This window comes from Pseudomonas sp. WSY_20, from assembly GCF_043104335.1.
In the GTDB taxonomy this organism is placed as follows: domain Bacteria; phylum Pseudomonadota; class Gammaproteobacteria; order Pseudomonadales; family Pseudomonadaceae; genus Aquipseudomonas; species Aquipseudomonas parafulva_B.
Genome location: NZ_JBICKP010000008.1, coordinates 14420 through 39622 on the forward strand (window position 1 = coordinate 14420; position 25203 = coordinate 39622).

Sequence of the window (25203 nt, forward strand, 5' to 3'; positions counted from 1 at the left end):
CGAGCCAGCTCATGTCCTTAGGGCTGCGCAGCAGCCCCAAGGATTTCAGCCCCGCCAATTATCCGGCGTCGTCAGCCCTTGAACGAACGGGCGATTACCCATCGCCCGCCGCCCCTCACAACCCTTCCAACTCCGCCATCAAGTCACTCAACCGGTCCACCTTGTCTTCATCCAGGGCGCTGCCCTGCAGTCCCTCCACGTACACGGCCAATTCCGCCACCGTGCTGCACTCGAACATCGCCCGCAATGGCACGTTCAGCCGAAGTTGCTTCTGCACCCGCGAGGCGATCTGGGTGGCCAGTAGCGAGTGCCCGCCCAATTCGAAGAAGTTGTCGTGTACGCCAACCCGGTCGGCCTTGAGCACCTCGGCCCAGATACCGGCCAGCAGGCCTTCGAGCTCGCTGCGCGGTGCCTGATAGGCCTGGCTGTGCTGGTTGCCGATGTCGACGGCAGGCAGGGCCTTGCGGTCGAGCTTGCCGTTGGCGTTGTGAGGCAAGGCTTCGAGCCAGGCCCAATGCAGGGGCACCATGTACTCGGGCAGCTCGGCGCGCAGGCTTGCCTTGAGCTGAGCGAGCACGGTGTCGTCGCCCTTTAGCCCGTGGTGCGGCACCAGATAACCCACCAGATGCTTGCCGTTGACACCATCCTGCACGGCCACCGCTGCATCGCGGACCTGCGGCTGCTCGTGCAGCCGGGCTTCGATTTCACCCAGTTCGATACGGTAACCGCGAATCTTCACCTGGTGATCGACACGGCCCACGTACTCGAACACCCCGTCAGGTCGCTGGCGGGCCAGGTCGCCGGTGCGGTACACACGCTCGCCGGGTGCACCGTAAGGGTGGGGAATGAACGCCAATGCCGTGCGTGCCGGGTCGCCCACGTAGCCTCGCCCCACGCCCGTACCCGCCACGCACAACTCACCCACGGCGCCCAGCGGCACCAGTTGCTGTTCATCGCCCAGCAGGTACAGCCGGTTATTGTCGGTCGGGGTGCCGATGGGCAAGTAGCTGCCCTGGGTGGAGGCGGCATCGACACGGAAGAACGCCACGTCATCCGAGCATTCCGCTGGCCCGTAGGCGTTGACCAGGCCGATCCGTGGGTAACGCTGCAACCACTGCGCCGCCAACTCCGGTGGCATGGCTTCGCCGGTTGGCAGCATCCAGTGCAGGCCGTCCAGCGCCTGGTGTTCGTTGGCAAGCATGCCCTGAATCAGCGATGGCACGCTCTCAAGAACGGTGATGCCGGTGGCCTGAACATGGGTGAGCAGGCCCTGGGGATCGTGGGCAATGACGTTGGGCACGATTTCGACCCGGGCGCCGAACAGCGGCGCGGCCAGGAACTGCCATACCGAAATGTCGAAGCTCTGCGATGCCGTCTGCGCGATGACATCGTGTTCGGTCAGCGCCAGGTAGGGCACCTTGCTCAGTTGGTTGTTGAGCATGCCGCGCTGTTCCACCATCACGCCCTTGGGCAAGCCGGTGGAGCCTGAGGTGTAGATCACGTAGGCGAGGTTGTCCGGGCCGCTGTAGACCTCAGGGTTGTGGCTGGCCGTGGTGCAGGTCTGGACGGTTTCCCACACCAGCAACTGGGGCCGTACGGCAGGGTCCATGGCTTGTAGCAAGGCCTGCCCCTGCTCGGCGCAGGCCGCGCTGCACACCAGCACTGGCGCGCGGCTGAGCTCAAGAATGCTTTGCAGGCGCGCAGTAGGCAGGCCTGGGTCCAGCGGCAGGTAACCGGCACCGGCCTTGAAGCTGCCCACGATCATGCCCAGCAGTGGCAAACCACGATCGGCCAGCAGGGCCACCGGTTGATCCACCCGGACACCCGCCTCGATCAGCGCATGGCCCAGGCGGTTGGCCGCCAGGTTCAGGCCGGCATAGTCGTACTCGGCGTCCAGGCACCGGGCCACGGTACGCTGGGGATGGGCGGCCACGCGCGCCTCGAACTGCGCGACATAGCTGTGCTCCAGGGGGTAGGCCCGCTGGGTGTTGTTGCATGTCTGGAGCAAGAAACGCTGTTCCTCGGCGCCCACCAGCGGCAACGCTTGCACTTGTCCGTCGAAGCCCTGGACCAGCGCCAGGAGCAGGCGTTTGAATTCGGCCAGCAAGCGCTCGACCGTTGGGTAGTCGAAGTAGCGCTGGTCGAACGAGAGGTGCAGACCCAGGTCATCACTTGGGTAACAGACCGCGGTGAGCGGGAAATTGGTGTGGGTGCGGCCTGAGTCGGAGGTGGCATCCAGGTGCTGGGCGTGGTCGAGCACGGCGGTTTCCACCGGGGCGTTCTCGAACACGAACAGGCTGTCGAACAAGGGCTGGCCCTTGGGCAGTTCGCTGCATGCCTGAATGTCCACCAGTGGCAGGTATTCGTACTCGCGCAGTTCCATGTTGCGCTCCAGCAACCCCTGCAACCACTGGCGCACACTGCACCCCTGGCCGGCCGCTGGCAGCTGTACGCGCAGCACCACGCTGTTGATGAACAGGCCGACGGTGCGCTGCATCTGCGGCATGCTCACCGGCCGACCCGCCACGGTCACGCCGAAGGCCACGTCGCGCTCGCCGCTGTAGCGCGCCAGCACCAGGGCCCAGGCTGCCTGGGCGAAGGTGTTGACGGTCAACTGGTGGGCCTGGGCCAGCTCGCGCAGGCGAGCGCCCTCACTGACCGCCAGGCGTGTGTAGCAATCGCCGACGATCATGCCGCTGCCCGCATGCTCATGGCGCAGCGGGCGGTCGCTTGGCAGTGCCGTGGCGCGCTCGAAGCCGGCCAGGTTGGCTTGCCACCAGGCGCGCGCGTCGTCCAGCCCCTGGCGCTGCAGCCAGCCGATGTAGTCGCGGTAGCGCGGCGGCACCGGTAGTTGCGCCTGCCGGCCCTCGCCCAGCGCCTGGTAGATTTCGAAGAAGTCGTTCATCAGCAGCGAGCGGCACCAGGCATCGATGAGGATGTGGTGGTTGCTCATCATGAACCAGTAGCGCGCATCGGCCACACGCACCAGGCGCAGGTGGAACGGCGGCGTATGCAACACGTCGAAGCCGGCTTCGCGCTCCTGCTTGTGCAGGGCTTGCAAGCGAGCCTCCTGGTCGGCGGCGTCCAGATCGCGCCAGTCCTGGTAATCCATGGCCAGTTGCCCAGGCTTGTGGATGATCTGCAGCATGGCCTCGCCGCTGTTCCAGCTGAACGAGGCGCGCAAGGCTTCGTGCCGCGCCACCACCTGTTGCCAGGCCTGGGCGAAGCGCTGGGGGTCGAGTGCGCTGTTGATGCGGTAGCGATCCTGCATGTAGTACAGGCCGGTGCCGGGTTCGAGCAGGGTGTGCAGCAGCATGCCTTCCTGCATGGGGGTCAGCGGGTAGACGTCCTCGATCAGGTTGGCTGGCACGGGCAGCGCGTCGATCTGCGCCTGGGTAAGGTGCGCCAGGGGGAAGTCCGAGGGGGTGTAGCTGCCCTGCCCGTCTGCCAGGCAATGGTCGATCAGCGTTATCAGTTCTTGGCGATAGGCGTTTGCCAGTGTGGCGATGGTGTGCGGTTCATAGCGTTCACTGCTGAATGTCCAGCGCAGTTGCAACGCACCGCCGTAGACCTGGCCATCGACACTCAGCCAGTTGGGCAGCGGCGCATCCGGGTCATGGGCCAGGCCCACCGGCGCGTCCACCGGCGTGAACAGCGCGCCGTCGTCGAACTGCTGGTCGAACTGCCCAAGGTAGTTGAAGGTGATGCGCGCTTGCGCCAGGGCCGCCATGTGCTCGCGCGTTGCCGGGTCCGCCAGGTAGCGCAGCACACCGTAACCAAGGCCCTTATGCGGCACTTGGCGCAACTGCTCCTTGATGTGCTTGATGGACGCCGCCAGAGCTTGGTCATCATCCCCTGCCAGGGGCGACAGGCTCAACGGGTAGGCATTGGTGAACCAGCCGACGCTGCGGGTCAGGTCCATGTCCTCGAACAACCCGTCGCGGCCATGGCCTTCCAACTGCACCAGCGCCTGTGGCTGACCCGTCCACTGGCACAGGGTGCGGGCAAGTGCCGTCAGTAGCAGGTCATTGACCTGGGTGTGGTAGGCCGCAGGCGCCTGCTGCAGCAACTGGCGGGTCTGCTGCGCATCCAGGCTGATGGTCACGGTACGGGCATGACGCTGCAAGTTGCCGCCTTGTGGATGATCGCAGGGCAGCTCATGGCGTACCTCGCCCACTTGCGCCTGCCACCTGCCCAGCTCATCACGCAGCGAATCGCTGCTGGCATAGGCGGCCAGCCGCGCCGCCCAATCACCTGGGGCATGGGTCTTGGCCGGCAGGGCCTGGCCTCGGTACAGCGCCTGCAGGTCTTCGAGCAGGATGCGCCAGGAAACGCCGTCGACCGCCAGGTGATGGATGGCCAATGCCAGGCGTTGCTCACCCTCCCCGTCCCTCACCAGCAAGCCACGGAGCAAAGGACCGCGCTGCAGGTCGAGGCTGCGTTGCAGGTCGGTGTACAGCGCCTGGCAATCGTCCAGGTCGGCGACCGTGGCCGACCACAGCAGCTGTTGATCATCAGGCTGGGCGTACTCGCCCTGCCAACGGCCAGCCGCATCGCTGAAACGCAGGCGCAAGCTGTCGTGGTGCTCGACCAGGGCGGCCAGCGCGGTTTGCAGCCGGGTCTCGTCCAGCGGCGTGCGGCATTGCAACAGCACGGCCTGGTTCCAGTGCTGCGGCTGCGCCAAGGCGCTGTCGAAGAACCAGTGCTGGATCGGGGTCAGCTGGGCGATGCCTTGGCGCAGGCCTTGCTCGATGCTGTCGGTGGCCTGCACCGGCTGCACGATGGCCGCCAGGGCCTGGATGGTCTGGTGCTGGAACAGGTCGCGCGGGGTAAATTGCAGGCCGGCCTGGCGCGCGCGGCTGACCACCTGGATCGACAGGATCGAGTCACCGCCCAGCTCGAAGAAATTGTCCTGAACGCCGACCTGATCGACGTTGAGCACCTCGCCCCAGACCTGCGCCAATTGCGCTTGCACCTCATTGGCCGGCGCCTGGTACTGCTGGCGAGCCTGGTCGAGGTCGGGCAGCGGCAAAGCGCGGCGGTCCAGCTTACCGTTGCCCATCAGTGGCAGAGACTCGAGCAGCACCAGGTGCGCCGGCACCATGTAGTCCGGCAGATGCTGATGGGCATGGGCCTTGACGGCCTCGCGCAGCTGTTGCTGGGCATGGGTGTCGGCAGCTGCGTACGGGCTTACAAGGTAGCCGACCAGTTGCCGTACGCCCTGCATGTCCACGGCGATGACCACCGCTTCATCCACATCGGCATGGGCCTGCAAACGGCTCTCTATCTCACCCAGCTCGATACGGAAGCCGCGGATCTTCACCTGCTGGTCGGCGCGCCCGATGTACTCCACCAGGCCATCCTGGCCCAGGCGCACCAGGTCGCCTGTGCGGTACAGGCGCCCGCCTGTGTGGCTGAAGGGGTCGGCGACGAAGCGTTCGGCGGTGAGGCCGGGGCGGTCGTGGTAGCCCTGGGCCAGGCCAGCGCCGCCCACATACAGCTCACCGATGCCACCCTGGGGCAACAGGGCCAGGTCGTCATCGAGGATGTAGGCCGTGCGTTGACCGATCACCCGCCCGATGGGCACGCTGCCCAGGTCGGCCGCCAGCGTTTGCGGGGCCAGGGCGGCCAGCGGCATGACCACGGTTTCGGTGGGGCCATAGGCGTTGAACAGCTGATCAGGGATGAAAGCCTGGCGGATACGCTGCAGGTGCTCGCCGGTCAATGCCTCGCCCCCGGTGATCACCAGGCGCACCGGCAGGCACTCGCCCTGTAGGGCCAGATGCTGGGCCAACTGACTGCCGTAGCTGGGCGTGAAGCCCAGCACGCTGACGTGCTGCTCTCGCACCAGCTGGCAGATCTCGTCGGCGCCCCATTGCCCTTGGGCACGGATGACCACGCGTGCGCCACACAGCAGCGGCACCCATAGCCGTTCGCTGGCCGCGTCGAAATTGATGGAATAGAAATGCAGCTCGCAATCGTCGCTGCGCATGCCGAACGCCTCGATCACCGCCTGGCAGTGCATGGCGAACTCGCCATGGCTGACCACCACACCCTTGGGTTTGCCGGTGGAGCCGGAGGTGTAGATCAGATAAGCCGGGTGCTGCGCCAGGCTCACATTGTCCAGCGGCGCCTTGCTGTAGGCACCCAGCGTCGGCTGATCGTCTTCAAGGCTCCAGCAGGCCAGGTGCTCCGGCAGCGGCCCGAGGTCCTGCAGCAAGCGGCGTTGACTGAGTAGCACGCCGACCTGGCTGTCCTCGATCATGTAGCGCAAGCGGTCCAGCGGGTACTCCGGGTCGAGCGGCACGTAGGCGCCGCCGGCCTTGAGTACAGCCAGCAGGCCGACGACCATGTCCAGCGAACGTTCGAGCGCCACGCCCACCCGCACCTGCGGGCCGACACCGCGCTCGCGCAAGGCACGGGCCAGGCGGTTGGCCTGCTGATCGAGCTCGGCGTAGCTCAGGTGCTGGCCGGCGAACGTCAGGGCCCGTGCGTGTGGGTCTTGGGTCGCCTGGGCCGCGAACAGCCCATGCAGCGTATGCCGCGCCGCACTGCTCGGCTCACCACGCAGCTGCGCAACCAGCCCCTGCTGTTCGGCACTGCTGAGCATCGGCAGCTCGCACAGGCGTTGCTGGGGCTGATCCAGCAGACCGACCAGTAACTGCTGCCAGTGCGCGGCCATGCGCGCGATGCGTGGTGCGTCGAACAGGTCCTGGCTGTAGGTCAGGCAGCAGCCCAGGCGGCCATCGAGGTCCGTGACCTCCAGGTAGAGGTCGAACTTGGTGGCGGCTGCGTCGTTGACCAGGTAGTCCACCTGCATGCCGGCCAGCGTACGGCTTTGCTGGAAGGCCCAGCGCTGCACGTTGCACATCACCTGGAACAGCGGGTTGTAGGCGCTGCTGCGCGGTGGGTGCAAGGCTTCGACCAGTTGTTCGAACGGCAGGTCTTGGTGGGACTGCCCCTCGATGGCTGCCTGGCGCACCTGCTCGAGCACCTGGGCACCGGTCATCTGGCCGTCCAGCTCGCAGCGCAGCACCTGGGTATTGAGGAAAGCACCGATCAGCCCTTCGCTCTCGGGGCGGATGCGGTTGGCCACCGGGGCGCCGATGCGCAGGTCGCGCTGGCCGCTGTAGCGATGCAGCAGCACGGCCAGGGTAGCGGTCATGGTCATGAACAAGGTCAGGCCACGCTGGCTGTTGAAGGCGTGCACGCGCTGAACCAGCGCAGGGTCAAGCTCGAACCTGTAGAGCTCGCCCTTATGGCTTTGCACGGCAGGCCGAGGACGGTCGGTGGGCAGCGCCAGTACCGGGTGCTCCTGGCCGAGGCGCTGTTTCCAGTAGGCCAGCTGGCGAGCGCCCTCACCGCTGTCCAGCCATTGCCGTTGCCATACGCTGTAGTCCAGGTACTGGACGGGCAAAGGTGCCAGCGGCGACTCACGGTCGTCGACGAAGGCTTCGTACAGCTCGCTCAGTTCGCGGGCAAAAATGTCCATGGCCCAGCCTTCGGTGACGATGTGATGCAAGGTGAGCACGAAGACGTGTTCGCGCTCTTGCAGCTTGGCCAGGCAGGCACGCAGCAGGGGGCCACTTTCCAGGTCGAAGGCTTGGTGTGCCTGCTGGTCGGCCAACTGTTGCAGGCTGTGCTGGCGAGCAGCGTCGGGCAGTGCGCTGAAATCGTGCCAAGCCAGCTGCAGGTTGCTGTCGTCGGTCACGCACTGGTAAGGCACGCCCTCGATGCTGGGGAAGGTGGTGCGCAGGGTTTCGTGACGCACGATTAGCGCGTGCAACGCCCGCTCGAAGGCATCCACATGCAAGGTGCCTCGCAGGCGCGCCATGCCACCGACGTTGTAGGCCGGGCTGTTGGGCTCCATTTGCCAGAGGAACCACATGCGCTGTTGCGAATAGGAAAGCGGCACCGCCTGACGGCGATCCACGCGCGGGATGTCACCTTGCGCATTGCGTTCACCGCTTGCCTGGATGCGCGCAACTTCGGTACAGAAAGCGCCCAGCTCGCTGGCGTCGAACAAGGCCTTCAACGGTAGTTCGACGTCGCAGGCCTGGCGCGTGCGCGAGACGATTTGCGTCGCCAACAAGGAGTGCCCGCCCAAGGCGAAGAAATCGTCCTGCAAGCCGACCTGGGGCAGGCCCAGCACTTCGCACCAGATGGCCGCGACCTGTCGTTGCAAGGGGCTGTGCGGCTCGATGTGTTCACGTTGCTGCCACACAGGCGCCGGTAATGCCTTGCGATCGACCTTGCCATTCGGGCCGAGCGGCATCTGCGCCAGCCACATGAGCTGTGCCGGCACCATGTAGGCCGGAAGCTGCCCGGCGAGTGCCGCGAGCAGGGCGCTCGATTCGGCGGTGCCACTGTAGTAACCCACCAGTTGTGCACCTACGGTGTCCTGGCGAACCTGCACCACCGCCTGCTCGACGCCGGCCTGGGCCAGCAGGCAGGCCTGCACTTCTTCGGGCTCCACACGGAAGCCGCGGACTTTCACCTGGTGGTCCAGGCGCCCCAGGTACTCGAGCGCCGGGTACTGCACCAACCAGCGCACTCGGTCGCCGCTTCGGTACAGGCGCTGGCCGTTGCCGTCGGGCTGGGGCACGAAGCGCTCGGCCGTCAGGCCAGGGCGGCCCAGGTAGCCACGGGCCAGGCCCGTGCCACCCAAGTACAGCTCGCCGGGTACGCCAGGTACGCTCAAGTGCAGCTCATCGTCCAGCACCTGGCACAGCACATTGCTCAGGGGGCGCCCCATGGGCGAATGCCCACCGTCGCTGGCGGTGCAATGCCAGTGGGTGACGTTGATGGCGGTTTCGGTCGGGCCGTAACGGTTGTGCAGCTGCACCTGTGGCAGCACCTGCAACACCCGATCCCGCAGGGCGGCCGGCAACGCCTCGCCGCCAGAGAACAGGCGGCGCAGGCTGCTGCAGCCTGCGGCCAGGGGCTCCTGCACGAACACCTGCAACAAAGGCGGCACGAAATGCAGGGTCGTCACGCCATGGGCCTGCACCAGCGCTGCGATGCGCTGCGGGTCGCGGTGCTCACCGGCACCGGCAAGCAGCAGCTTGCAGCCGATGATCAGCGGCCAGAAACATTCCCACACCGAAACATCGAAACTGATCGGTGCCTTCTGCATCAGCACGTCGTCCGCGCCCAGTGCGTAGGTCGCCTGCATCCACTGCAGCCGCTCGGCGAGCGCCCCATGGGTGTTGCCCACGCCCTTGGGCTGGCCGGTAGAGCCAGAGGTATAGATCACGTAGGCCAGGTTGTCGGCGTCCAGGTGCAGCCGGGGCGGTTGGCTCGGCCAGTTGTCCAGGTGCAGTTGGTCCAGCGCGATCACGCCAACACCCTGCACGTGCGGCAAAGTAGCCAATTGGCTGCTGTGGGTGAGCAGCAGGCCGGCGTCGCAGTCGGCCAGCATGTAGGCCAGACGCTCGGCCGGGTACTCCACGTCCAGGGGCACATAGGCGCCGCCGGCCTTGAGGATGGCCAGCAGGCCTACCAGCAGCTGGGGCGAGCGCTCGATGGCGATGGCCACGCAGGTATCGGGGCCAATGCCCTTGTCGCGCAGGTAATGGGCCAGGCGATTGGCCTGCTGATGCAGTTCGGCGTAGCCGAGGCTGCCGCCCTCCCACACCAGTGCGGTGCGCTGCGGGTGCAGGCGAGCCTGCTCGTTGAGCTGTTCGACCAGCAGCTGTGGCGGCTGTGCAGCCGGCGCTTGCCCCCAGCCCAGCAACCGTGCACGGCTCGCCTCATCCAGCAAAGGTACCTCGCCGATGGGCAGTTGCGGCGTTTCGCAGACGTGCTCGAACAGGCTCAACAGCTGCTGGGCAAGCCGCGCCACCGTGTCCTGCTCGAACAGCGCGCTGGCGTAGTCGAATGCCAGGCGCACACGGCCCTGATGGTCTTCTTCGCTGTGCAGTTGCAGGTCGAATTTGGCTTCCCGGCTGTGCCAGGGCAGTTCTTCGGCCAGCAGGCCTGGCAGGCGCCGCAACGCCGACAGGTCGCGCTGCTGGTGGTTGAACATGACCTGGAACAGGCCTTGCTCCCGGGCCTGGGGCAACGCCTCGACCAACTGCTCGAACGGCAGGTCCTGGTTGGCCTGTGCCTCCAGGGTGGCTTGGCGCACCTGGCCGAGCAATTCGGCGAACGGCAGCCGGCCATGGACCTGAGCGCGCAGCACCTGGGTATTGATGAAGAAACCGACCAGCCCTTGGCTTTGCAGACGCGAGCGGTTGGCATTGGGCACACCGACGCGGATGTCGGCCTGGCCGGTATAGCGGTGCAGCAGCGCCTGCCAGCCCGCCAGCAGCACCATGAACAGGCTGCAGTGGTGTTGATGTGCCAGGGCCTTGAGGGCCTGGGACAGGTGCGCGGGCACCTTCACGTTCAGGCGTGCGGCGTGGTTGCCACGGTCGCTGGCGCGGGGATGGTCGGTGCACAGGTCCAGGACCGGCGCTGCATCGCCCAGCTGATCGCGCCAGTAGGCAAGCTGACGCTGGGCTGCACCCTCTGCCAACCACGTGCGCTGCCAGTTGCCGTAGTCGGCGTAACCCAGCCCGAGCGGAGCCAGCTTGGGTTCAAGACCCTGGCAATACGCCGCATAGAGGCGCGCCAGCTCGTCCATGAGCAGGGTGAGCGACCAGCCGTCGGCGGCAATGTGGTGCAGGGTGACCCAAAGCTGGTGATGCTCCTCGTCCAGATGGACCAGCGTCAGGCGCAGCAGCGGACCCTCCTGCAGATCGAATGGCAGGCACGCCTCGGCCTCTCGCTGGCTGTCGACCTGCTCAGGCGCTTGCCCCTGCAGGTCGAGCCGCTGAAGGTTCACCGGCAGGTGAGCCAGGATGCGTTGCACTGCCTGGCCGTCGACTTCGCTGAACACCGTGCGCAAGGCTTCGTGGCGGGCCACCAGCGCCTGCAGGGCGGCTTCCAGAGCAGGTTCATCCAGGGCCCCGCGCAGTTGCAGGCCAGCAGGGATGTTGTAGGCAGCCGACTGCGGCTGCAGCTGCCAGAGCAGCCACAGGCGGTTCTGCGCCAGCGACTGGGGCAGTGGCCTGTCGCGGGACAACAGCGCGATGGCCTCTGTTTGCTTGCCTTGGGCAAGGCTTGTGACAACCGCCTGGGTATAGTCGGCCAGCACCGGGGCCTCGAAAAGGGTGCGCAGGCTCAGCTCGATGCCCAAGGCGTCGGCCAGCGCTGCCGTGACCTGGGTGGCAGCAATGGAGTTGCCGCCCAACAGCATGAAATGGTCGTCCGCCGCCACCGCCTCGACCTTGAGAATGTCGCACCAAAGACGGGCGATTTGCGCCTGCAACCCGTCGCCGGTCACGGCCTGGGTGGCCGGCAAAGCGGGTTGGGGAAAGCGCGCGTAGCAATCGAGGGTGCCATCGTCCATGCGCAGGCGGCAGGCCGAGCGCTGGAGTTTGCCGCTGGAGGTCTTGGGCAAGGCACCCGGGTTGAGCAACAGGACCACGGCCGGGGCCTGGCGGCAGGCATCGGCGACGACGTGACGAAGCGTTTTGATCAGAGCCTCGGGGGCTGTCGTCTTCTGCACGTTGCGGCTGATCTCCACCGCCACGCCAATGGCTTGCTCACCCTCGTGCTCGACGGCGAATACGGCCACCCTGCCCTTGCGCAGCGCAGGCACCTCACGCTCAAGGGTCTTTTCCAGGTCCTGCGGGTAGAGGTTCTGCCCGCGCACGATGAGCATGTCTTTCAGGCGACCGGTGACGAACACCTCGCCGCCGCGCATGAAACCCAGGTCGCCTGTGCGCAGCCAGCGCTGGCCATCCGCCTCGACGAACGTCTGGGCGCTGGCCTGGGCGTTGCGCCAGTACCCGTGGGCGATGCTTGGCCCGGCGGCCCAGATTTCCCCCACCTGGTTGTCCGCCAGCACCTGGCACTGCCCGGGTTCGACGATGCGTACCGCATGGCCTGGCTGTAGCCAGCCGCAGCTCATCACCACGCTGCCCTCGCCCGGCTCGGCGCGGTTTTCGGCAAAAGCCTGGGCATCGAGCGCCAAGGCGCCGATGCCCTCACCGCGGCGGCTGCCGCTGACGAACAGCGTCGCCTCAGCCAGCCCGTAGCTGGCGAAGAAGCTGTGTGGCTTGAAGCCGCAGGCCTGGAAGGTGTCGGCGAAAGTGGCCAGGCTGTCCTGGCGAATCGGCTCGGAGCCCGAGTACGCCACCCGCCAGCGGCTCAGGTCGAGCCCGGCCAGTGAAGCCTTGCTGATCCGCTCGCTGCACAGGCGGTACGCAAAGTCAGGGCCGCCGCTGATGGTGCCGCCGTACTCACTGATGGCCTGCAACCAACGCAGCGGCCGCGCCAGGAAATAACCCGGCGACATCAGCACGCAGGGCACGCCGCTGAAGATCGGCTGCAGCAGGCCGCCGATCAGGCCCATGTCGTGGTAGAGCGGGAGCCAGCTGACGATCACGTCGTCAGGGTTCAGGTCGATACCGAAGCCGTGGCGGATCAGCTGTTCGTTCGCCACCAGGTTGCCGTGGCTGACCTGCACTCCTTTTGGCAGGGCCGTGGAGCCGGACGTGTACTGCAGGAACGCGATGTCATGGGGTTGCAATGCAGGCTCGCGCCAATCCGCCGCCCGTGCGGGATCGAGCCGGTCAACGGCCAGCAGCTCCGGGGCCTGCGCGGCTTGCAGCGCCTCCAGGCCCTGAAGGCTTTCTTGCAATCGCGCGATGGTCAGCAGCAGGCGCGGCTCGGCGTCGTCGATGATCGAAAGCAGGCGCTCCTGATGGTGCTGACGCGCGGACTCCGGAGGGTAGGCCGGCACCGCGATGACGCCGGCATACAGGCAGCCGAAGAACGCCGCCACGTAGTCCGGGCCGCTGGGAAACAACAGCACGGCACGGTCCCCGAATGTAGCCCGCGCCTGCAGCGCGGCGGCGATGGCGCGGGCGCGCTGGTCAAGCGCCTGGTAGGTGAGCACGGCCTGTTCGCCGGGCGCATCGGCCAGAAAGCGCAAGGCGATCTTGTCCGGGCTCTGTACGGCGCGTTGCATCAGGGCCTGGACCAGCGAAGTCGGGAGTTCGAAGGCATGCGTCATGGGTGTTCCTGCCGGTGTCGGGTTGGGCGGGCCGGTGTGGCCACCTGCAGGGGCGGACAGCATCAGCGGCCGGGGATGTACAGAGGGGAACGGATGGCGGGGAGCAGAAATTAACGAAGCGCGGGTCAGGTGGAAAAAGCCGGCCATGGCGAGTTAGCCAGGCGCACCTACAGCCGTGGCGCCATCCTGCGGGTACGCAAGCGGGTCGAGGCGAGACTTAGAACTGAAAGATACAGATACTAATTTAGTTTCGTATTTGACAATCATTATCATTCTGAATAGCTTGTCGCTCGTCCTAGGACGCGTCCTACACCCCAACGCGCTCTTTACCCTTTGCATCCAGGTGATTTCCATGGCGGAACAACTGTCCACAAGTAAGTGCGATTCACCACTGCTCCAAGCTTTCGTAGAAAACCGCAGCATCTTGCTCAAGATTGCCGCTCGCATCACCGGCTGCCGCTCGCGGGCCGAAGATGTGGTGCAGGATGCCTTCTTCAGGCTCGGCAGCGCTCCGCAGATCACCTCTTCGTTCAAGGCGCAGCTGAGCTATCTGTTCCAGATCGTGCGCAATCTGGCCATCGACCATTACCGCAAGCAGGCGATGGAGTTGAAATACGCCGGCAGCGAGGAAGAAGGGCTGAACGTCGTCCTGCAGAACGCCTCGCCCGAAGCCACCCACATCAACCTTGCGGCCCTGGACGACATCGCCCGCGCGCTGAACGAGCTGCCGCCACGCACGCGTTATGCGTTCGAAATGTACCGCCTACATGGGGTACCGCAGAAAGACATCGCCAAGGAGCTGGGCGTCTCCCCTACCCTGGTCAACTTCATGATTCGCGATGCGATGGTGCATTGCAGGAAGATGACGCGGTAGGAACGGCGGGAAGGTGATTGGATGACTCGCTCCGGCTAGGCCGCTCCCACACGGGGGTGAGCTGCGCCCCTCAGATGCGGTCAAAGGCAGTTGCTCCCGCAATCGCGCTACTTCGGCCATACCACGATCACAGGAGCGGCCTAGTGCCGCGATGGGCTGCGCAGCAGCCCCAGAGATGTGAGCATTATAGCTAAATGCCAGGGAGCGGCCTTGCCGGGGCGCATCCGCAAAATCACTGGTTTCAAGTGCGAGACCAGGTAGTCGTTTGACCGCCTTCAGTACCATACTCAAATCAAAGCACAACGATCAAAAAACCGCTCCCGCCCCAGAATCATCAGCGCAGCCCGCTTGTGCGGGAAGTCGAATTCCTTGTCACAGTGAAAGCACTGGTCCTGCATGTAGCCGATCATCCGCGCATTGTCGGCACGCGGCTCGGCGACAACGCGCTGGGTGCGCGGGTCGTCCAGGAACAGGTAGTGCACCAGCGCGCAGAGCCAACTGGCGACCTTATGCGGGCCGCGGTGCTGCTGTTCGCCCACCAGCATGTGGATGCCACGGTCATAATCGTCGGCCTGGTAGAACGGGGCGATGCGGTCTTCCTTGGCCCAATAGGCCTCGAAGTAGGCAAACGGCTGATCATCGAAGCAGCCGATCAGCGTGAGGGTATGGGGGTCCGCTTCGAGCTTGGCCAGGTACTCGCGGTGCTGCGCCAGGCTACCCCCTTCCTGCCAGAACGCCTCTACCCGCGGCTCGTTCTGCCAGCGGTTGAAGCGCTCAAGGTCGTGCTCGATGTCCAGGGTGCGCAGCGATACCCAGCTGCCCAGCCGCGTATCGAAGCGCCGGTACACTTCGCCTCGTGGCTTGGGTGCTCGCAGCGGGTGTCGTTTACCAGCGGTGATGCGCATCTGTTGCGGGTACACCGCGGCCTGCACATCACCCAGCCACGGCTGAGGCAACTGCCAGAATAAAGCCCGCTCGCACAAGTACTGCCCCGGTTGCTCGCTGCTCACCAACAAGCCAGAAGCCAACGCCTGGGCGGGCACTTCATGCAGCTGCCAGGTCAACGTCTGGCAGGTGGCGTCCTGGGACAACAGCCAGTAGCACGCCGCCCACAGCGCCTGGTAGGGCCGCTGCGAGCAGACGTATTCCACCTGCACCACTGGAGTGCCGTGGGTGTGCACACGCAAGGTGATCAAGGGTCGAGCTTCGAGCGACAGGCACAGCAAACCGTCGCGCTGCTCGGCGCTCAGGCTGCGCCAGCGTGGCGTGTGGGTTGTCTGCAAGGCGGCATCTGAGGGCATGGGCGATACTCGGTGACGTGAAAGGAAGGCTCACTCTGCAAGACGATGCCAGCTCCCCCGGATTTAGCCGCTGCCGTTGACGGGGCTACGGGCGCCCGGCAGTGACCGTGATGCCATAGGGTTCGAAAATGCGCGCCAGCTCGCCCTTCTCGCGCAGCGCCTGCAGCAACCCGGTGAAAGCAGTGGCTGACAACGGCCCACCTGCACGCAGCACGGCATAGTGGTGGTAGACCTGATCGATACGCCCCGATGCCGCCAGCCGGCCCTGACTGGAGGGGTTACGGGCCAGAAAGTCGGTGAGGTACGAGCGCGTCACCAGCGCGATGTCGGCGCGACCGGCCTGCACCATCAGCAGGTTGCTGTCGTGGGAGTAGGTCAAGGTAGCGTTGAAGGCTTTGCGCAGGTAGCTGGGGTCGGGATTGAACCCTGCAAAGGCATAGTGGTAGCCGTTGAACATGGCCAGGCGCTTGCCCTGCAGGTCATCCACATAGTGCGGGTCGGCCAGGCTGCTGGTACGCCCCACGAACACTTCGGCATCTTCAAGGCCCATGTCCACCGCCTCGTGCGGCACCTGCGCCCAACCCCATTGCGGGTTCTCGAACACCGCCATGTCGGTGCGGCCTTGCAGCAGGTCGCCAAAGCGTCGTTGCACCGAGGTGGGCACCAGCACAAAGCGATAACGGGGTTGCGACAGGTTCAGCGCGTCGATCAACTGCGCCAGCAGGCCAGTGCCCGCACCTTGCTCGGGACGCACGGTGTACGGCGGAAAATGAGCAGCCCCAACCCTGACCTCCACCCGCTCCACGGCCCGTGCCGACGGCGCCAGCCAGCAGGCGGCAGAAATAAACAGTGCGGACAGGACCTTGAGGCCGGGCGCTAGGGTCAAAACGAACACTCATCACATGCAAGAACGGAATCCGCTTACGCTAGGCGCTTTCCGGACCCGGCACAACCGCCGGGCCGCGCTCTTTATGCCAAAGCAGGCGGCAAAATGCCAGGGGTGTCGAGTGGCAGGACTTTGGCTACGCTCAAGCAAGATTTGGAAGGGAGCCTGACATGGGCCATTGGTTGGTGATCGACCTGGAAGCGACGACAGACGACGGCGGATGGCCGGTCGCAGACATGGAAGTGATTGAAATCGGCGCGAGCCTGGTGACTGGCGAAGGCCGCGAGGTCGACCATTTTCAGCGTTTCGTGCGGCCACGCAGGCGGCCTCAGCTGACGCCGTTCTGCCGCGAGCTGACCCACATCAGCCAGGCGAACGTGGACTCGGCCGCCCCTTTTACCGAGGTGTGGCCCAGTTTCGAACGGTGGCTGGCGCACCATCATGCGCAGTTGCAGGCCTGGGTGAGCTGGGGCGACTACGACCGTGTGCAATTGCTCCAGGAATGGCGGCAACATGGCCTGGACAGCGCGCTGCGGGCTCTGCCGCACATCAACCTCAAGCAGCGTTTTGCCAAGGCCCGTCACCTGCAGCGTCCCACCGGGCTCAACAGTGCCCTGCACATGGCCGGCATGCACTTTTGCGGCCAGCAGCACCGGGCCTTGGAAGACGCGCGCAACACTGCGCGCCTGCTGCCGTTGAGCCTGCCTAACGGTTGACGGGCGGCGCCTTTCAAAGCGGATGACGGCGCCAGTGGCCTTGGGCATACTGGCCAGCCTTTTTGCCCTCTTCTGTTACTGGAGTCGCCCATGTTCAAGGTCAACGAGTACTTCAACGGCACCGTCAAGTCGATCGCTTTCACTGGCGAAGAAGGCCCGGCCACCGTCGGTGTGATGGCCCCTGGTGAATACGAGTTCGGCACGGCCAAGCGTGAAATCATGCACGTGGTCTCGGGCGCGCTGATCGTGAAGCTGCCAGGCAGCGACGCCTGGGAAACCTTCGCTGCTGGTACCCAGTTCAACGTGCCGGCCGACAGTAAGTTCCAGCTGCAAGTCAAGGTCGAAACGGCCTACCTCTGCGAGTACCGCGACTAAGCCTGCCGCAGGCCGAGTACCTTTACTCGGCCGCCACCCTTGATGAACGCGGGCCCGCTCACCGCGCATCGTCATTGCCCATTCAGAAAGCGCGCCACCTTGTCGGCCGCTGCCTGCAGGTGCTGTTCATGACTGAACCCGGAAGCCTTCAGGGGCTTTAGGTCATGATCGCCCGTCGCCAGCCACTGCACCTCGATCGCAGGTGACAAGGTGTACCGCTCGACCGCCTCCCGATTGCCCAAGGCATCACGCTCACCCTGTACGACCAAGGTCGGGGTCTGCAACCCTGCCAGGTGTTCGACCCGTGGCTTTTCCGGCTTGCCTGCTGCATAGAACGGATAGCCCAAGCACACCAGTGCATCGGCTCCCAGCTCGTCGGCCACCAGGCTGGCCATGCGCCCGCCCATCGACTTGCCACCGATCGCCAACTTGCCCGCGACCAAGGGTCGCACCTGTTGATACACCTCACGCCAGCACTGCAGCAAGGCAGGCTGCGGATTGGGTGGTCTTTTACTGCCGCCTTGCCGACGCTGGGCCATGTACGGGAACTCGAAGCGCACCACGGCTACGCCACGGGCTGCAAGCCTTTGCGCCATTTGCTCCATGAACCCGCTGTCCATCGGCGCTCCGGCGCCATGGGCCAGGATCAGGCAGGTCCGATACGGCTCACCGTACACCCCGTGTTCAGGTGTGCAGCGCAAGCCTGGGACATTTCCGACCTTGGCCCATTGATCCCCGTCAATGCAGGCATTTTGCCCATTACTCATGCTTGCCTCGCTCTATAGCCTGCCAATAACCGTGGATGGGAACCCATACATGAACACAACCAGCAGTACCGCCTATAACTACAAGGTGGTCCGCCAATTCGCCATCATGACGGTGGTGTGGGGAATCGTCGGGATGGGGCTCGGCGTCTTCATCGCCGCCCAGCTTGCCTGGCCTTTCCTGAACCTCGATCTCCCCTGGACCAGCTTCGGCCGCCTGCGCCCACTGCATACCAATGCGGTGATTTTCGCGTTTGGCGGCTGTGCGCTGTTCGCCACCTCCTATTATTCGGTGCAACGCACCTGCCAGACCACCCTGTTCGCGCCACGCCTGGCCGCGTTCACCTTCTGGGGCTGGCAACTGGTGATTCTGCTGGCTGCCATCAGCCTGCCGCTGGGTTACACCAGCTCCAAGGAATACGCCGAACTGGAATGGCCGATCGATATCCTGATCACCATCGTGTGGGTGGCGTATGCCGTGGTGTTCTTCGGCACCCTGATGAAACGCAACACCAAGCACATCTATGTGGGCAACTGGTTCTTCGGCGGTTTCATCCTGACCGTGGCGATGCTGCACATCGTCAACAACCTGGAGCTGCCTGTCAGCCTGACCAAGTCCTACTCGGTCTACGCCGGGGCCACCGATGCCATGGTGCAGTGGTGGTACGGCCACAACGCCGTGGGCTTCTTCCTGACTGCAGGCTTCCTGGGCATGATGTACTACTACGTGCCCAAACAAGCCGAACGCCCGGTGTACTCCTATCGCCTGTCGATCGTGCACTTCTGGGCGCTGATCACCCTGTACATCTGGGCAGGCCCTCACCACCTGCACTACACCGCCCTGCCTGATTGGGCTCAATCGCTGGGCATGGTGATGTCGCTGGTGCTGCTGGCCCCAAGCTGGGGCGGCATGATCAACGGCATGATGACCCTGTCCGGCGCCTGGCACAAACTGCGCAGCGACCCCATTCTGCGCTTCCTGGTGGTCTCCCTGGCCTTCTACGGCATGTCCACCTTCGAAGGCCCGATGATGGCCATCAAGACTGTCAACGCCTTGTCCCACTATACCGACTGGACCATCGGCCACGTGCATGCCGGCGCCCTGGGCTGGGTAGCGATGATTTCCATCGGCGCCCTGTACCACACCATCCCCAAGGTCTTCGGCAAAGAACGCATGTACAGCATCGGGCTGATCAACGCGCACTTCTGGCTGGCCACCATCGGCACCGTGCTCTACATCGCTTCGATGTGGGTCAACGGCATCGCCCAGGGCCTGATGTGGCGCGCTGTCAACAGCGACGGCACGCTCACCTACTCGTTCGTCGAAACCCTGGTGGCCAGCCATCCAGGCTTCGTCGTGCGCTTCGTCGGTGGCGCGATCTTCCTCAGCGGCATGTTCCTGATGGCCTGGAACACCTGGCGCACGGTGCGTTCGCCAGCGCTGGATACCGTCCCTGCGAACGCCCAGCTGGCTTGAGGAGACCTGCCTGATGAAACATGAAGTCATCGAGAAAAACGTCGGCCTGCTGGCCTTGCTGATGGTCTTCGCCGTCAGCATCGGCGGCCTTACCCAGATCGTCCCATTGTTCTTCCAGGACGTAGCCAATACGCCGGTCGAGGGCATGAAGCCCTACACCGCGCTGCAACTCGAAGGCCGTGACATCTACATTCGCGAAGGCTGCGTGGGCTGCCACTCGCAGATGATCCGCCCGTTCCGCGCCGAGACCGAGCGCTACGGTCATTATTCGGTTGCCGGTGAAAGCGTGTGGGACCACCCGTTCCTGTGGGGCTCCAAGCGCACCGGGCCAGACCTGGCGCGGGTCGGCGGGCGCTACTCGGACGACTGGCACCGGGCGCACCTGTACAACCCGCGCAACGTGGTACCGGAGTCGAAGATGCCATCGTATCCGTGGCTGGTGGCCGACCAGGTCGACAACAGCCACACCGACACCAAGATGCGCGTGCTGCGCACCCTGGGCGTGCCCTACACCGACGAAGACATTGCCGGCGCGCGCGAGGCGGTCAAGAACAAGACCGAGATGGATGCTCTGGTTGCCTACCTGCAGGTGCTGGGCACCTCGATCAAGAACAAGAGGTGAATGCGATGGAAATGGACATCGGCATGATCCGCGGCCTGGGCACCCTGGTGGTGTTGATCGCCTTCATCGGCTTGAGCCTGTGGGTATTCAACCGGCGCCGCGACCTGGACTTCGCCGAAGCGCGCCTGCTGCCCTTCGTCGACGACCGCCTGCCTTCTGTCGAGCAGGCACCTGAAACCCGAGCAGCTGCGAGGAGCAAAGCACAATGACCGCCTTCTGGAGTACCTACATCAGCGTACTGACCATCGGCAGCCTGATCGGCCTGACCTGGCTGTTGCTCGGCACCCGCAAGGGCCAGAGCAACAGCACGACCGACCAGACCATGGGGCACAGCTTCGATGGCATCGAGGAATACGACAATCCGCTGCCCAAGTGGTGGTTCTGGTTGTTCGTCGGCACCCTGGTCTTCAGCGCAGGCTACCTTGTGCTGTATCCGGGCCTTGGCAACTGGAAAGGCATCCTGCCGGGCTACGAGGATGGCTGGACCGGTGTCAACGAATGGCAGAAGGAGATGGACAAGGCTGACGCCAAATTCGGCCCGATCTTCGCCAAGTACGCCGCCATGCCCGTGGAAGAAGTGGCCAAGGATCCGCAGGCATTGAAGATGGGCAGCCGCCTGTTCGCCTCCAACTGCTCGGTTTGCCACGGGTCCGATGCCAAGGGCGCCTATGGCTTTCCCAACCTGACCGACAACGACTGGCGCTGGGGCGGTGAGCCTGAAACGATCAAGGCGTCGATCATGAACGGCCGTCACGGCGTGATGCCGGCCTGGGCCGAGGTGATCGGTGAACAGGGCGTATCGGATGTGGCAGCGTTCGTGCTGACCAACCTCGATGGGCGCAAGCTTCCCGAAGGCGTCAAGGCCGACCCGGTCAAGGGCAAGGAGCTGTTCGCGAGCAACTGCGTGGCCTGCCACGGACCTGAGGGCAAGGGCACCCCTGCCATGGGTGCGCCGGACCTGACCCACCCGCAGGCCTTCATCTATGGATCGAGCTTCGCCCAGCTGCAACAGACCATTCGTTATGGTCGCCAGGGCCAGATGCCTGCGCAAGCCGAGATCCAGGGCAATGACAAGGTGCACCTGCTGGCGGCCTACGTCTACAGCCTCTCGCAGGGCGATGCAGCCCAAGGCGTAACGGTCAAGTAACGCGCTCTTCGTCTTCCAGCCCCGCCCTACAGCGCCGCTTTAGCGGCGCTTTTCATTTGTGCGCCTCTAGCACCTCAGCCGGTTTGCGACACCCCACTTCACTCAAGACACGCCCTCCCGGTGCCCTGTCGCCAACTTTGGGGGCGCCCAAAAAAGCCTGACCGTTCGATCAGAAAAAACCGAGAAACGGTACACATTACAAATATTTATTTGTGTACAATCCATGGCATCCCCCGTTCACTGCGTGCCATTGTCGAACAGGGCTGGACACGGGTCGGCGTACCAAAGTTGCGTTGCGGTAACCCAGGGGGTTTCCGATACTGATGCCGATTTCGACCAACAAGAACATAAAACCGTGGAACCTTAGAATGAGCACTGCAATCAGTTCGACTGCTTATAACTACAAGGTCGTCCGCCAGTTCGCCATCATGACGGTGGTGTGGGGGATCATCGGCATGGGCCTGGGCGTCTTCATCGCCTCGCAGCTCGTGTGGCCGCAGCTCAACCTGGACTTGCCCTGGACCAGCTTCGGCCGCCTGCGCCCGCTGCACACCAACCTGGTGATCTTCGCCTTCGGCGGTTGTGCATTGTTCGGCACCAGCTACTACGTGGTGCAGCGCACCTGCCAGGCCAGGCTGATCTCCGATCGCCTGGCGGCCTTCACCTTCTGGGGTTGGCAGGCCGTGATCGCCGGGGCCTTGGTCACGCTGCCCATGGGCTACACCACCACCAAGGAATACGCCGAACTGGAATGGCCGCTGGCGATCCTGCTGACCGTTGTCTGGGTGGCCTACGGCGCGGTGTTCTTCGGCACCATCGTCAAGCGCAAGACCAAGCACATCTATGTCGGCAACTGGTTCTATGGGGCGTTCATCGTGGTCACCGCGATGCTGCACATCGTCAACCACATCTCGTTGCCGGTCAGCCTGTTCAAGTCGTATTCGGCCTATTCGGGCGCGACCGATGCCATGATCCAGTGGTGGTACGGCCACAATGCCGTCGGCTTCTTCCTGACCACGGGCTTTCTGGGCATGATGTACTACTTCGTACCCAAGCAGGCCGAGCGGCCGATCTATTCGTACCGCCTGTCCATCGTGCATTTCTGGGCGCTGATCACCCTGTACATCTGGGCAGGCCCGCACCACTTGCACTACACCGCCCTGCCGGACTGGGCGCAGTCGCTGGGCATGGTGATGTCGATCATCCTGCTGGCCCCAAGCTGGGGCGGCATGATCAACGGCATGATGACCCTCTCCGGAGCCTGGCACAAACTGCGCACCGACCCGATCCTGCGCTTTCTGGTGGTGTCACTGGCCTTCTACGGCATGTCCACCTTCGAAGGCCCGATGATGGCCATCAAGACCGTGAACTCGCTGTCGCACTACACCGACTGGACCATCGGCCATGTGCATGCCGGGGCCTTGGGCTGGGTCGCGATGATCTCCATCGGCGCCGTGTACCACATGATCCCGCGCCTGTACGGGCGTGAGCAGATGCACAGCATCGGCCTGATCAATGCTCACTTCTGGCTGGCGACCATCGGCACCGTGTTGTACATCGCCTCGATGTGGGTCAATGGCATTACCCAGGGGCTGATGTGGCGCGCCATCAACGACGACGGCACCCTCACCTACTCGTTCGTCGAAGCCCTGCAGGCCAGCCATCCGGGCTACATCGTTCGCGCGCTGGGCGGCGCGTTCTTCGCCAGCGGCATGCTGCTGATGGCCTACAACGTGTGGCGCACCGTGCGCGCGGCCAACCCGATTCAGGCTGAAGAAGCCGCCAAGATCGCTGTCGTGGGAGCGCACTGATGAAGCACGAAGCCGTAGAGAAGAACATCGGCCTGCTGGCCTTCTTCATGGTGATCGCCGTCAGCATTGGCGGGCTCACCCAGATCGTCCCCTTGTTCTTCCAGGACGTGACCAACCAGCCGGTCGAAGGCATGAAGCCGCGCACCGCACTGGAGCTCGAAGGCCGGGACATCTACATCCGCGAAGGGTGCGTGGGTTGTCATTCACAGATGATCCGCCCGTTCCGGGCAGAAACCGAGCGCTACGGCCATTACTCGGTCGCCGGCGAAAGCGTCTGGGACCACCCGTTCCTGTGGGGCTCGAAGCGCACCGGCCCGGACTTGGCCCGGGTCGGTGGGCGCTACTCCGATGACTGGCACCGCGCCCACCTGTACAACCCGCGCAACGTGGTGCCGGAGTCGAAGATGCCGGCCTACCCGTGGCTGGTGGAAAACACCCTCGATGGCAAGGACACGGCGCGCAAGCTCCAGGTGCTGCGCACGCTCGGGGTGCCCTACACCGATGCCGACATCGCCGGCGCCCGGGATGCGGTCAAGGGCAAGACCGAAATGGACGCCCTGGTGGCGTACCTGCAAGGCCTTGGCACCCTCATCAAGAGCAAACGGTGACGGCGATGGATATTGGAATGATTCGCGGCCTGGGCACCGTGGTAGTGCTGGTGGCCTTCATCGGCCTGGCCCTGTGGGTGTTCAGCCCGAGACGCAAGAAAGATTTCGACGAAGCGACCCAACTCCCCTTTGCCGATGACCCCCAGGCCCGCCAACACGTCGAGCACGCACAAGAAAAGGCATCCAGGAGCAAGAAACCATGACAACGTTCTGGAGTGTGTACGTCACCGTTCTGACCCTGGGCACCATCTTCGCCCTGACCTGGCTGCTGCTGTCCACCCGCAAGGGCCAGCGCGAGGAAACCACCAGCGAGACCGTAGGCCATGCGTTCGACGGCATCGAGGAGTACGACAACCCGCTGCCCAAGTGGTGGTTCTGGCTGTTCGTCGGCACTCTCTTCTTCGCCCTGGGCTACCTGGCCTTGTACCCGGGCCTGGGCAACTGGAAAGGCATCCTGCCCGGCTATGCGTACCTGGATAACGACAAGCAGGCCGAGTTCTCGGACGGTCAGGCCGGCTGGAGCGGTGTGCACGAATGGGAGAAGGAAATGGCCAAGGCCGACGCCCGGTTCGGGCCGATCTTCGCCAAGTTCGCAGCCATGCCCATCGAAGAGGTGGCCAAGGACCCGCAGGCCCTGAAGATGGGCGGTCGCCTGTTCGCCTCCAACTGCTCGGTCTGCCACGGCTCCGATGCCAAGGGTGCCTATGGTTTTCCCAATCTGACCGACAATGACTGGCGCTGGGGCGGCGAGCCGGAAACCATCAAGGCCTCGATCATGAACGGGCGCCACGGGGTCATGCCGGCGTGGGCCGAGGTGCTGGGCGAACAGGGCGTGGCCGATGTGGCCGCCTTCGTGCTCACCAACATGGACGGTCGCCGCCTGCCGGAGGGCATCAATGCCGACCCAGCCAAGGGCAAGGCGATCTTCGCCAGCAGCTGCGTGGCCTGCCACGGGCCGGAAGGCAAGGGCACCCCAGCCATGGGCGCACCGAACCTGACGCACCCGCAGGCGTTCATCTACGGGTCGAGCTTTGCCCAGTTGCAGCAGACCATCCGCTACGGCCGCCAGGGGCAGATGCCGGCGCAGGCGCAGTTGCAGGGCAACGACCGGGTGCATCTGCTGGCCGCTTACGTGTACAGCCTGTCGCACACGCCAGAGGCAGGCGATAAAAGCGAGTGAGGGGATTTTGGATGGGCAGCTGGCAGCCAGGCGAGGCGTGAACTCAGCAACCGGGTTCGTGACCCGGTTGCGCTGACCCTCTGCGCAACCGGATTGTTCAACAGGTGGGCAACAAATGCGTCACCGCCTGACCTGGATCAATTGACACTTCCCATATCACGTTTCACAAGATCAACCCAATGCGGCCAAAGGTCGCACCTCGGTCTGAACGTCTGCCAGGGGCGTATCATGGCCGCGCAGCGCTAGGCTCTGTGTGAAGAGTCTTGAGACGAAGGTCAGGCAAGGCGAAAACAGCCGAGGAAGCGGAGTTTACGGGTTGTAAATGAGCATTCCGAGGCTGTTTTCAACGCAGCATCACCGAGTATCAAGGCTTTTC

15 protein-coding genes are annotated in these 25203 nt (G+C 64.5%); 11 read left to right on the forward strand and 4 right to left on the reverse strand.

Features of this window, described 5'->3' with window-relative positions; translation table 11 throughout:
• Positions 1–115: 115 nt before the first annotated feature.
• Positions 116–13066: a non-ribosomal peptide synthetase gene (locus tag ACF8E5_RS00615; RefSeq protein ID WP_392474752.1), complete on the reverse strand. Its 12951-nt coding sequence runs from the start codon at positions 13064–13066 to the stop codon at positions 116–118.
• A gap of 352 nt (positions 13067–13418) precedes the next feature.
• On the opposite strand from ACF8E5_RS00615, the gene ACF8E5_RS00620 reads away from it, so the two are divergent.
• On the forward strand, positions 13419–13940 hold the full coding sequence (locus ACF8E5_RS00620) for an RNA polymerase factor sigma-70 (protein WP_145256702.1): 522 nt from the start codon (positions 13419–13421) through the stop codon (positions 13938–13940).
• Between the two features lie 287 nt (positions 13941–14227).
• On the opposite strand, the gene ACF8E5_RS00625 is transcribed toward ACF8E5_RS00620, so the two are convergent.
• Both ACF8E5_RS00625 and ACF8E5_RS00630 read right to left on the reverse strand, forming a co-directional pair.
• Complete coding sequence (locus tag ACF8E5_RS00625) at positions 14228–15241, reverse strand: GNAT family N-acetyltransferase (RefSeq protein ID WP_196127136.1); 1014 nt, start codon at positions 15239–15241, stop codon at positions 14228–14230.
• Positions 15242–15326: 85 nt separating this feature from the next.
• Complete coding sequence (locus ACF8E5_RS00630; RefSeq protein WP_058638574.1) at positions 15327–16127, reverse strand: ABC transporter substrate-binding protein; 801 nt, start codon at positions 16125–16127, stop codon at positions 15327–15329.
• A 170-nt stretch (positions 16128–16297) separates the two neighbouring features.
• Between ACF8E5_RS00630 and ACF8E5_RS00635 the strand changes: the two genes are divergently transcribed.
• Together ACF8E5_RS00635 and ACF8E5_RS00640 are read left to right on the forward strand one after the other, a co-directional pair.
• Positions 16298–16843 (forward strand): exonuclease domain-containing protein, encoded by a 546-nt coding sequence (locus ACF8E5_RS00635; protein ID WP_058638573.1) that lies wholly within the window; start codon positions 16298–16300, stop codon positions 16841–16843.
• 90 nt (positions 16844–16933) lie between these two features.
• A complete protein-coding gene (locus tag ACF8E5_RS00640; protein WP_058604821.1) occupies positions 16934–17218 on the forward strand; it encodes a pyrimidine/purine nucleoside phosphorylase in 285 nt (94 codons plus the stop codon).
• A 71-nt stretch (positions 17219–17289) separates the two neighbouring features.
• On the opposite strand, the gene ACF8E5_RS00645 is transcribed toward ACF8E5_RS00640, so the two are convergent.
• Positions 17290–17985, reverse strand: a complete 696-nt coding sequence (locus ACF8E5_RS00645; protein ID WP_392474753.1) for an alpha/beta fold hydrolase — start codon at positions 17983–17985, stop codon at positions 17290–17292.
• 49 nt (positions 17986–18034) lie between these two features.
• Here ACF8E5_RS00645 and ccoN (ACF8E5_RS00650) point away from each other — a divergent pair, with 49 nt between their 5' ends.
• From ccoN (ACF8E5_RS00650) to ccoP (ACF8E5_RS00685), 8 genes are all read left to right on the forward strand, one after another.
• Positions 18035–19459 (forward strand): cytochrome-c oxidase, cbb3-type subunit I, encoded by a 1425-nt coding sequence (gene ccoN, locus ACF8E5_RS00650; RefSeq protein WP_058604819.1) that lies wholly within the window; start codon positions 18035–18037, stop codon positions 19457–19459.
• A gap of 13 nt (positions 19460–19472) precedes the next feature.
• The gene (gene ccoO / locus ACF8E5_RS00655) at positions 19473–20081 is read left to right on the forward strand and encodes a cytochrome-c oxidase, cbb3-type subunit II (RefSeq protein WP_058604818.1); all 609 of its coding nucleotides are present in this window, start codon (positions 19473–19475) and stop codon (positions 20079–20081) included.
• A gap of 5 nt (positions 20082–20086) precedes the next feature.
• On the forward strand, positions 20087–20290 hold the full coding sequence (locus ACF8E5_RS00660; RefSeq protein WP_392474754.1) for a cbb3-type cytochrome oxidase subunit 3: 204 nt from the start codon (positions 20087–20089) through the stop codon (positions 20288–20290).
• Entirely contained in the window at positions 20287–21228 is a 942-nt protein-coding gene (ccoP, locus tag ACF8E5_RS00665; RefSeq protein ID WP_058638570.1) for a cytochrome-c oxidase, cbb3-type subunit III, read from the forward strand. Before ACF8E5_RS00660 ends, ccoP (ACF8E5_RS00665) begins: the two co-directional genes overlap by 4 nt.
• A 368-nt stretch (positions 21229–21596) precedes the next feature.
• Complete coding sequence (gene ccoN / locus ACF8E5_RS00670) at positions 21597–23039, forward strand: cytochrome-c oxidase, cbb3-type subunit I (RefSeq protein ID WP_078478850.1); 1443 nt, start codon at positions 21597–21599, stop codon at positions 23037–23039.
• The gene (ccoO, locus tag ACF8E5_RS00675) at positions 23039–23647 is read left to right on the forward strand and encodes a cytochrome-c oxidase, cbb3-type subunit II (protein ID WP_023535925.1); all 609 of its coding nucleotides are present in this window, start codon (positions 23039–23041) and stop codon (positions 23645–23647) included. Before ccoN (ACF8E5_RS00670) ends, ccoO (ACF8E5_RS00675) begins: the two co-directional genes overlap by 1 nt.
• Before the next feature lie 5 nt (positions 23648–23652).
• Positions 23653–23850 carry a CcoQ/FixQ family Cbb3-type cytochrome c oxidase assembly chaperone gene (locus ACF8E5_RS00680; protein ID WP_058604841.1) on the forward strand — a complete coding sequence of 66 codons (198 nt, stop codon included), beginning with the start codon at positions 23653–23655 and terminating at the stop codon, positions 23848–23850.
• Positions 23847–24827: a cytochrome-c oxidase, cbb3-type subunit III gene (gene ccoP / locus ACF8E5_RS00685; RefSeq protein WP_058638567.1), complete on the forward strand. Its 981-nt coding sequence runs from the start codon at positions 23847–23849 to the stop codon at positions 24825–24827. The genes ACF8E5_RS00680 and ccoP (ACF8E5_RS00685) overlap by 4 nt, the downstream gene beginning before the upstream one ends.
• Positions 24828–25203 lie beyond the last annotated feature (376 nt).

Bases quoted from the DNA above. Each gene is read 5' to 3' on its own strand.
- ACF8E5_RS00615 (WP_392474752.1), bottom strand. From the start codon at position 13,066: ATGACGCATGCCTTCGAACTCCCGACTTCGCTGGTCCAGGCCCTGATG.
- ACF8E5_RS00620 (WP_145256702.1), top strand. From the start codon at position 13,419: ATGGCGGAACAACTGTCCACAAGTAAGTGCGATTCACCACTGCTCCAA.
- ACF8E5_RS00625 (WP_196127136.1), bottom strand. From the start codon at position 15,241: ATGCCCTCAGATGCCGCCTTGCAGACAACCCACACGCCACGCTGGCGC.
- ACF8E5_RS00635 (WP_058638573.1), top strand. From the start codon at position 16,298: ATGGGCCATTGGTTGGTGATCGACCTGGAAGCGACGACAGACGACGGC.
- ACF8E5_RS00640 (WP_058604821.1), top strand. From the start codon at position 16,934: ATGTTCAAGGTCAACGAGTACTTCAACGGCACCGTCAAGTCGATCGCT.
- ACF8E5_RS00645 (WP_392474753.1), bottom strand. From the start codon at position 17,985: ATGAGTAATGGGCAAAATGCCTGCATTGACGGGGATCAATGGGCCAAG.
- ccoN (WP_058604819.1), top strand. From the start codon at position 18,035: ATGAACACAACCAGCAGTACCGCCTATAACTACAAGGTGGTCCGCCAA.
- ccoO (WP_058604818.1), top strand. From the start codon at position 19,473: ATGAAACATGAAGTCATCGAGAAAAACGTCGGCCTGCTGGCCTTGCTG.
- ACF8E5_RS00660 (WP_392474754.1), top strand. From the start codon at position 20,087: ATGGAAATGGACATCGGCATGATCCGCGGCCTGGGCACCCTGGTGGTG.
- ccoP (WP_058638570.1), top strand. From the start codon at position 20,287: ATGACCGCCTTCTGGAGTACCTACATCAGCGTACTGACCATCGGCAGC.
- ccoN (WP_078478850.1), top strand. From the start codon at position 21,597: ATGAGCACTGCAATCAGTTCGACTGCTTATAACTACAAGGTCGTCCGC.
- ccoO (WP_023535925.1), top strand. From the start codon at position 23,039: ATGAAGCACGAAGCCGTAGAGAAGAACATCGGCCTGCTGGCCTTCTTC.
- ACF8E5_RS00680 (WP_058604841.1), top strand. From the start codon at position 23,653: ATGGATATTGGAATGATTCGCGGCCTGGGCACCGTGGTAGTGCTGGTG.
- ccoP (WP_058638567.1), top strand. From the start codon at position 23,847: ATGACAACGTTCTGGAGTGTGTACGTCACCGTTCTGACCCTGGGCACC.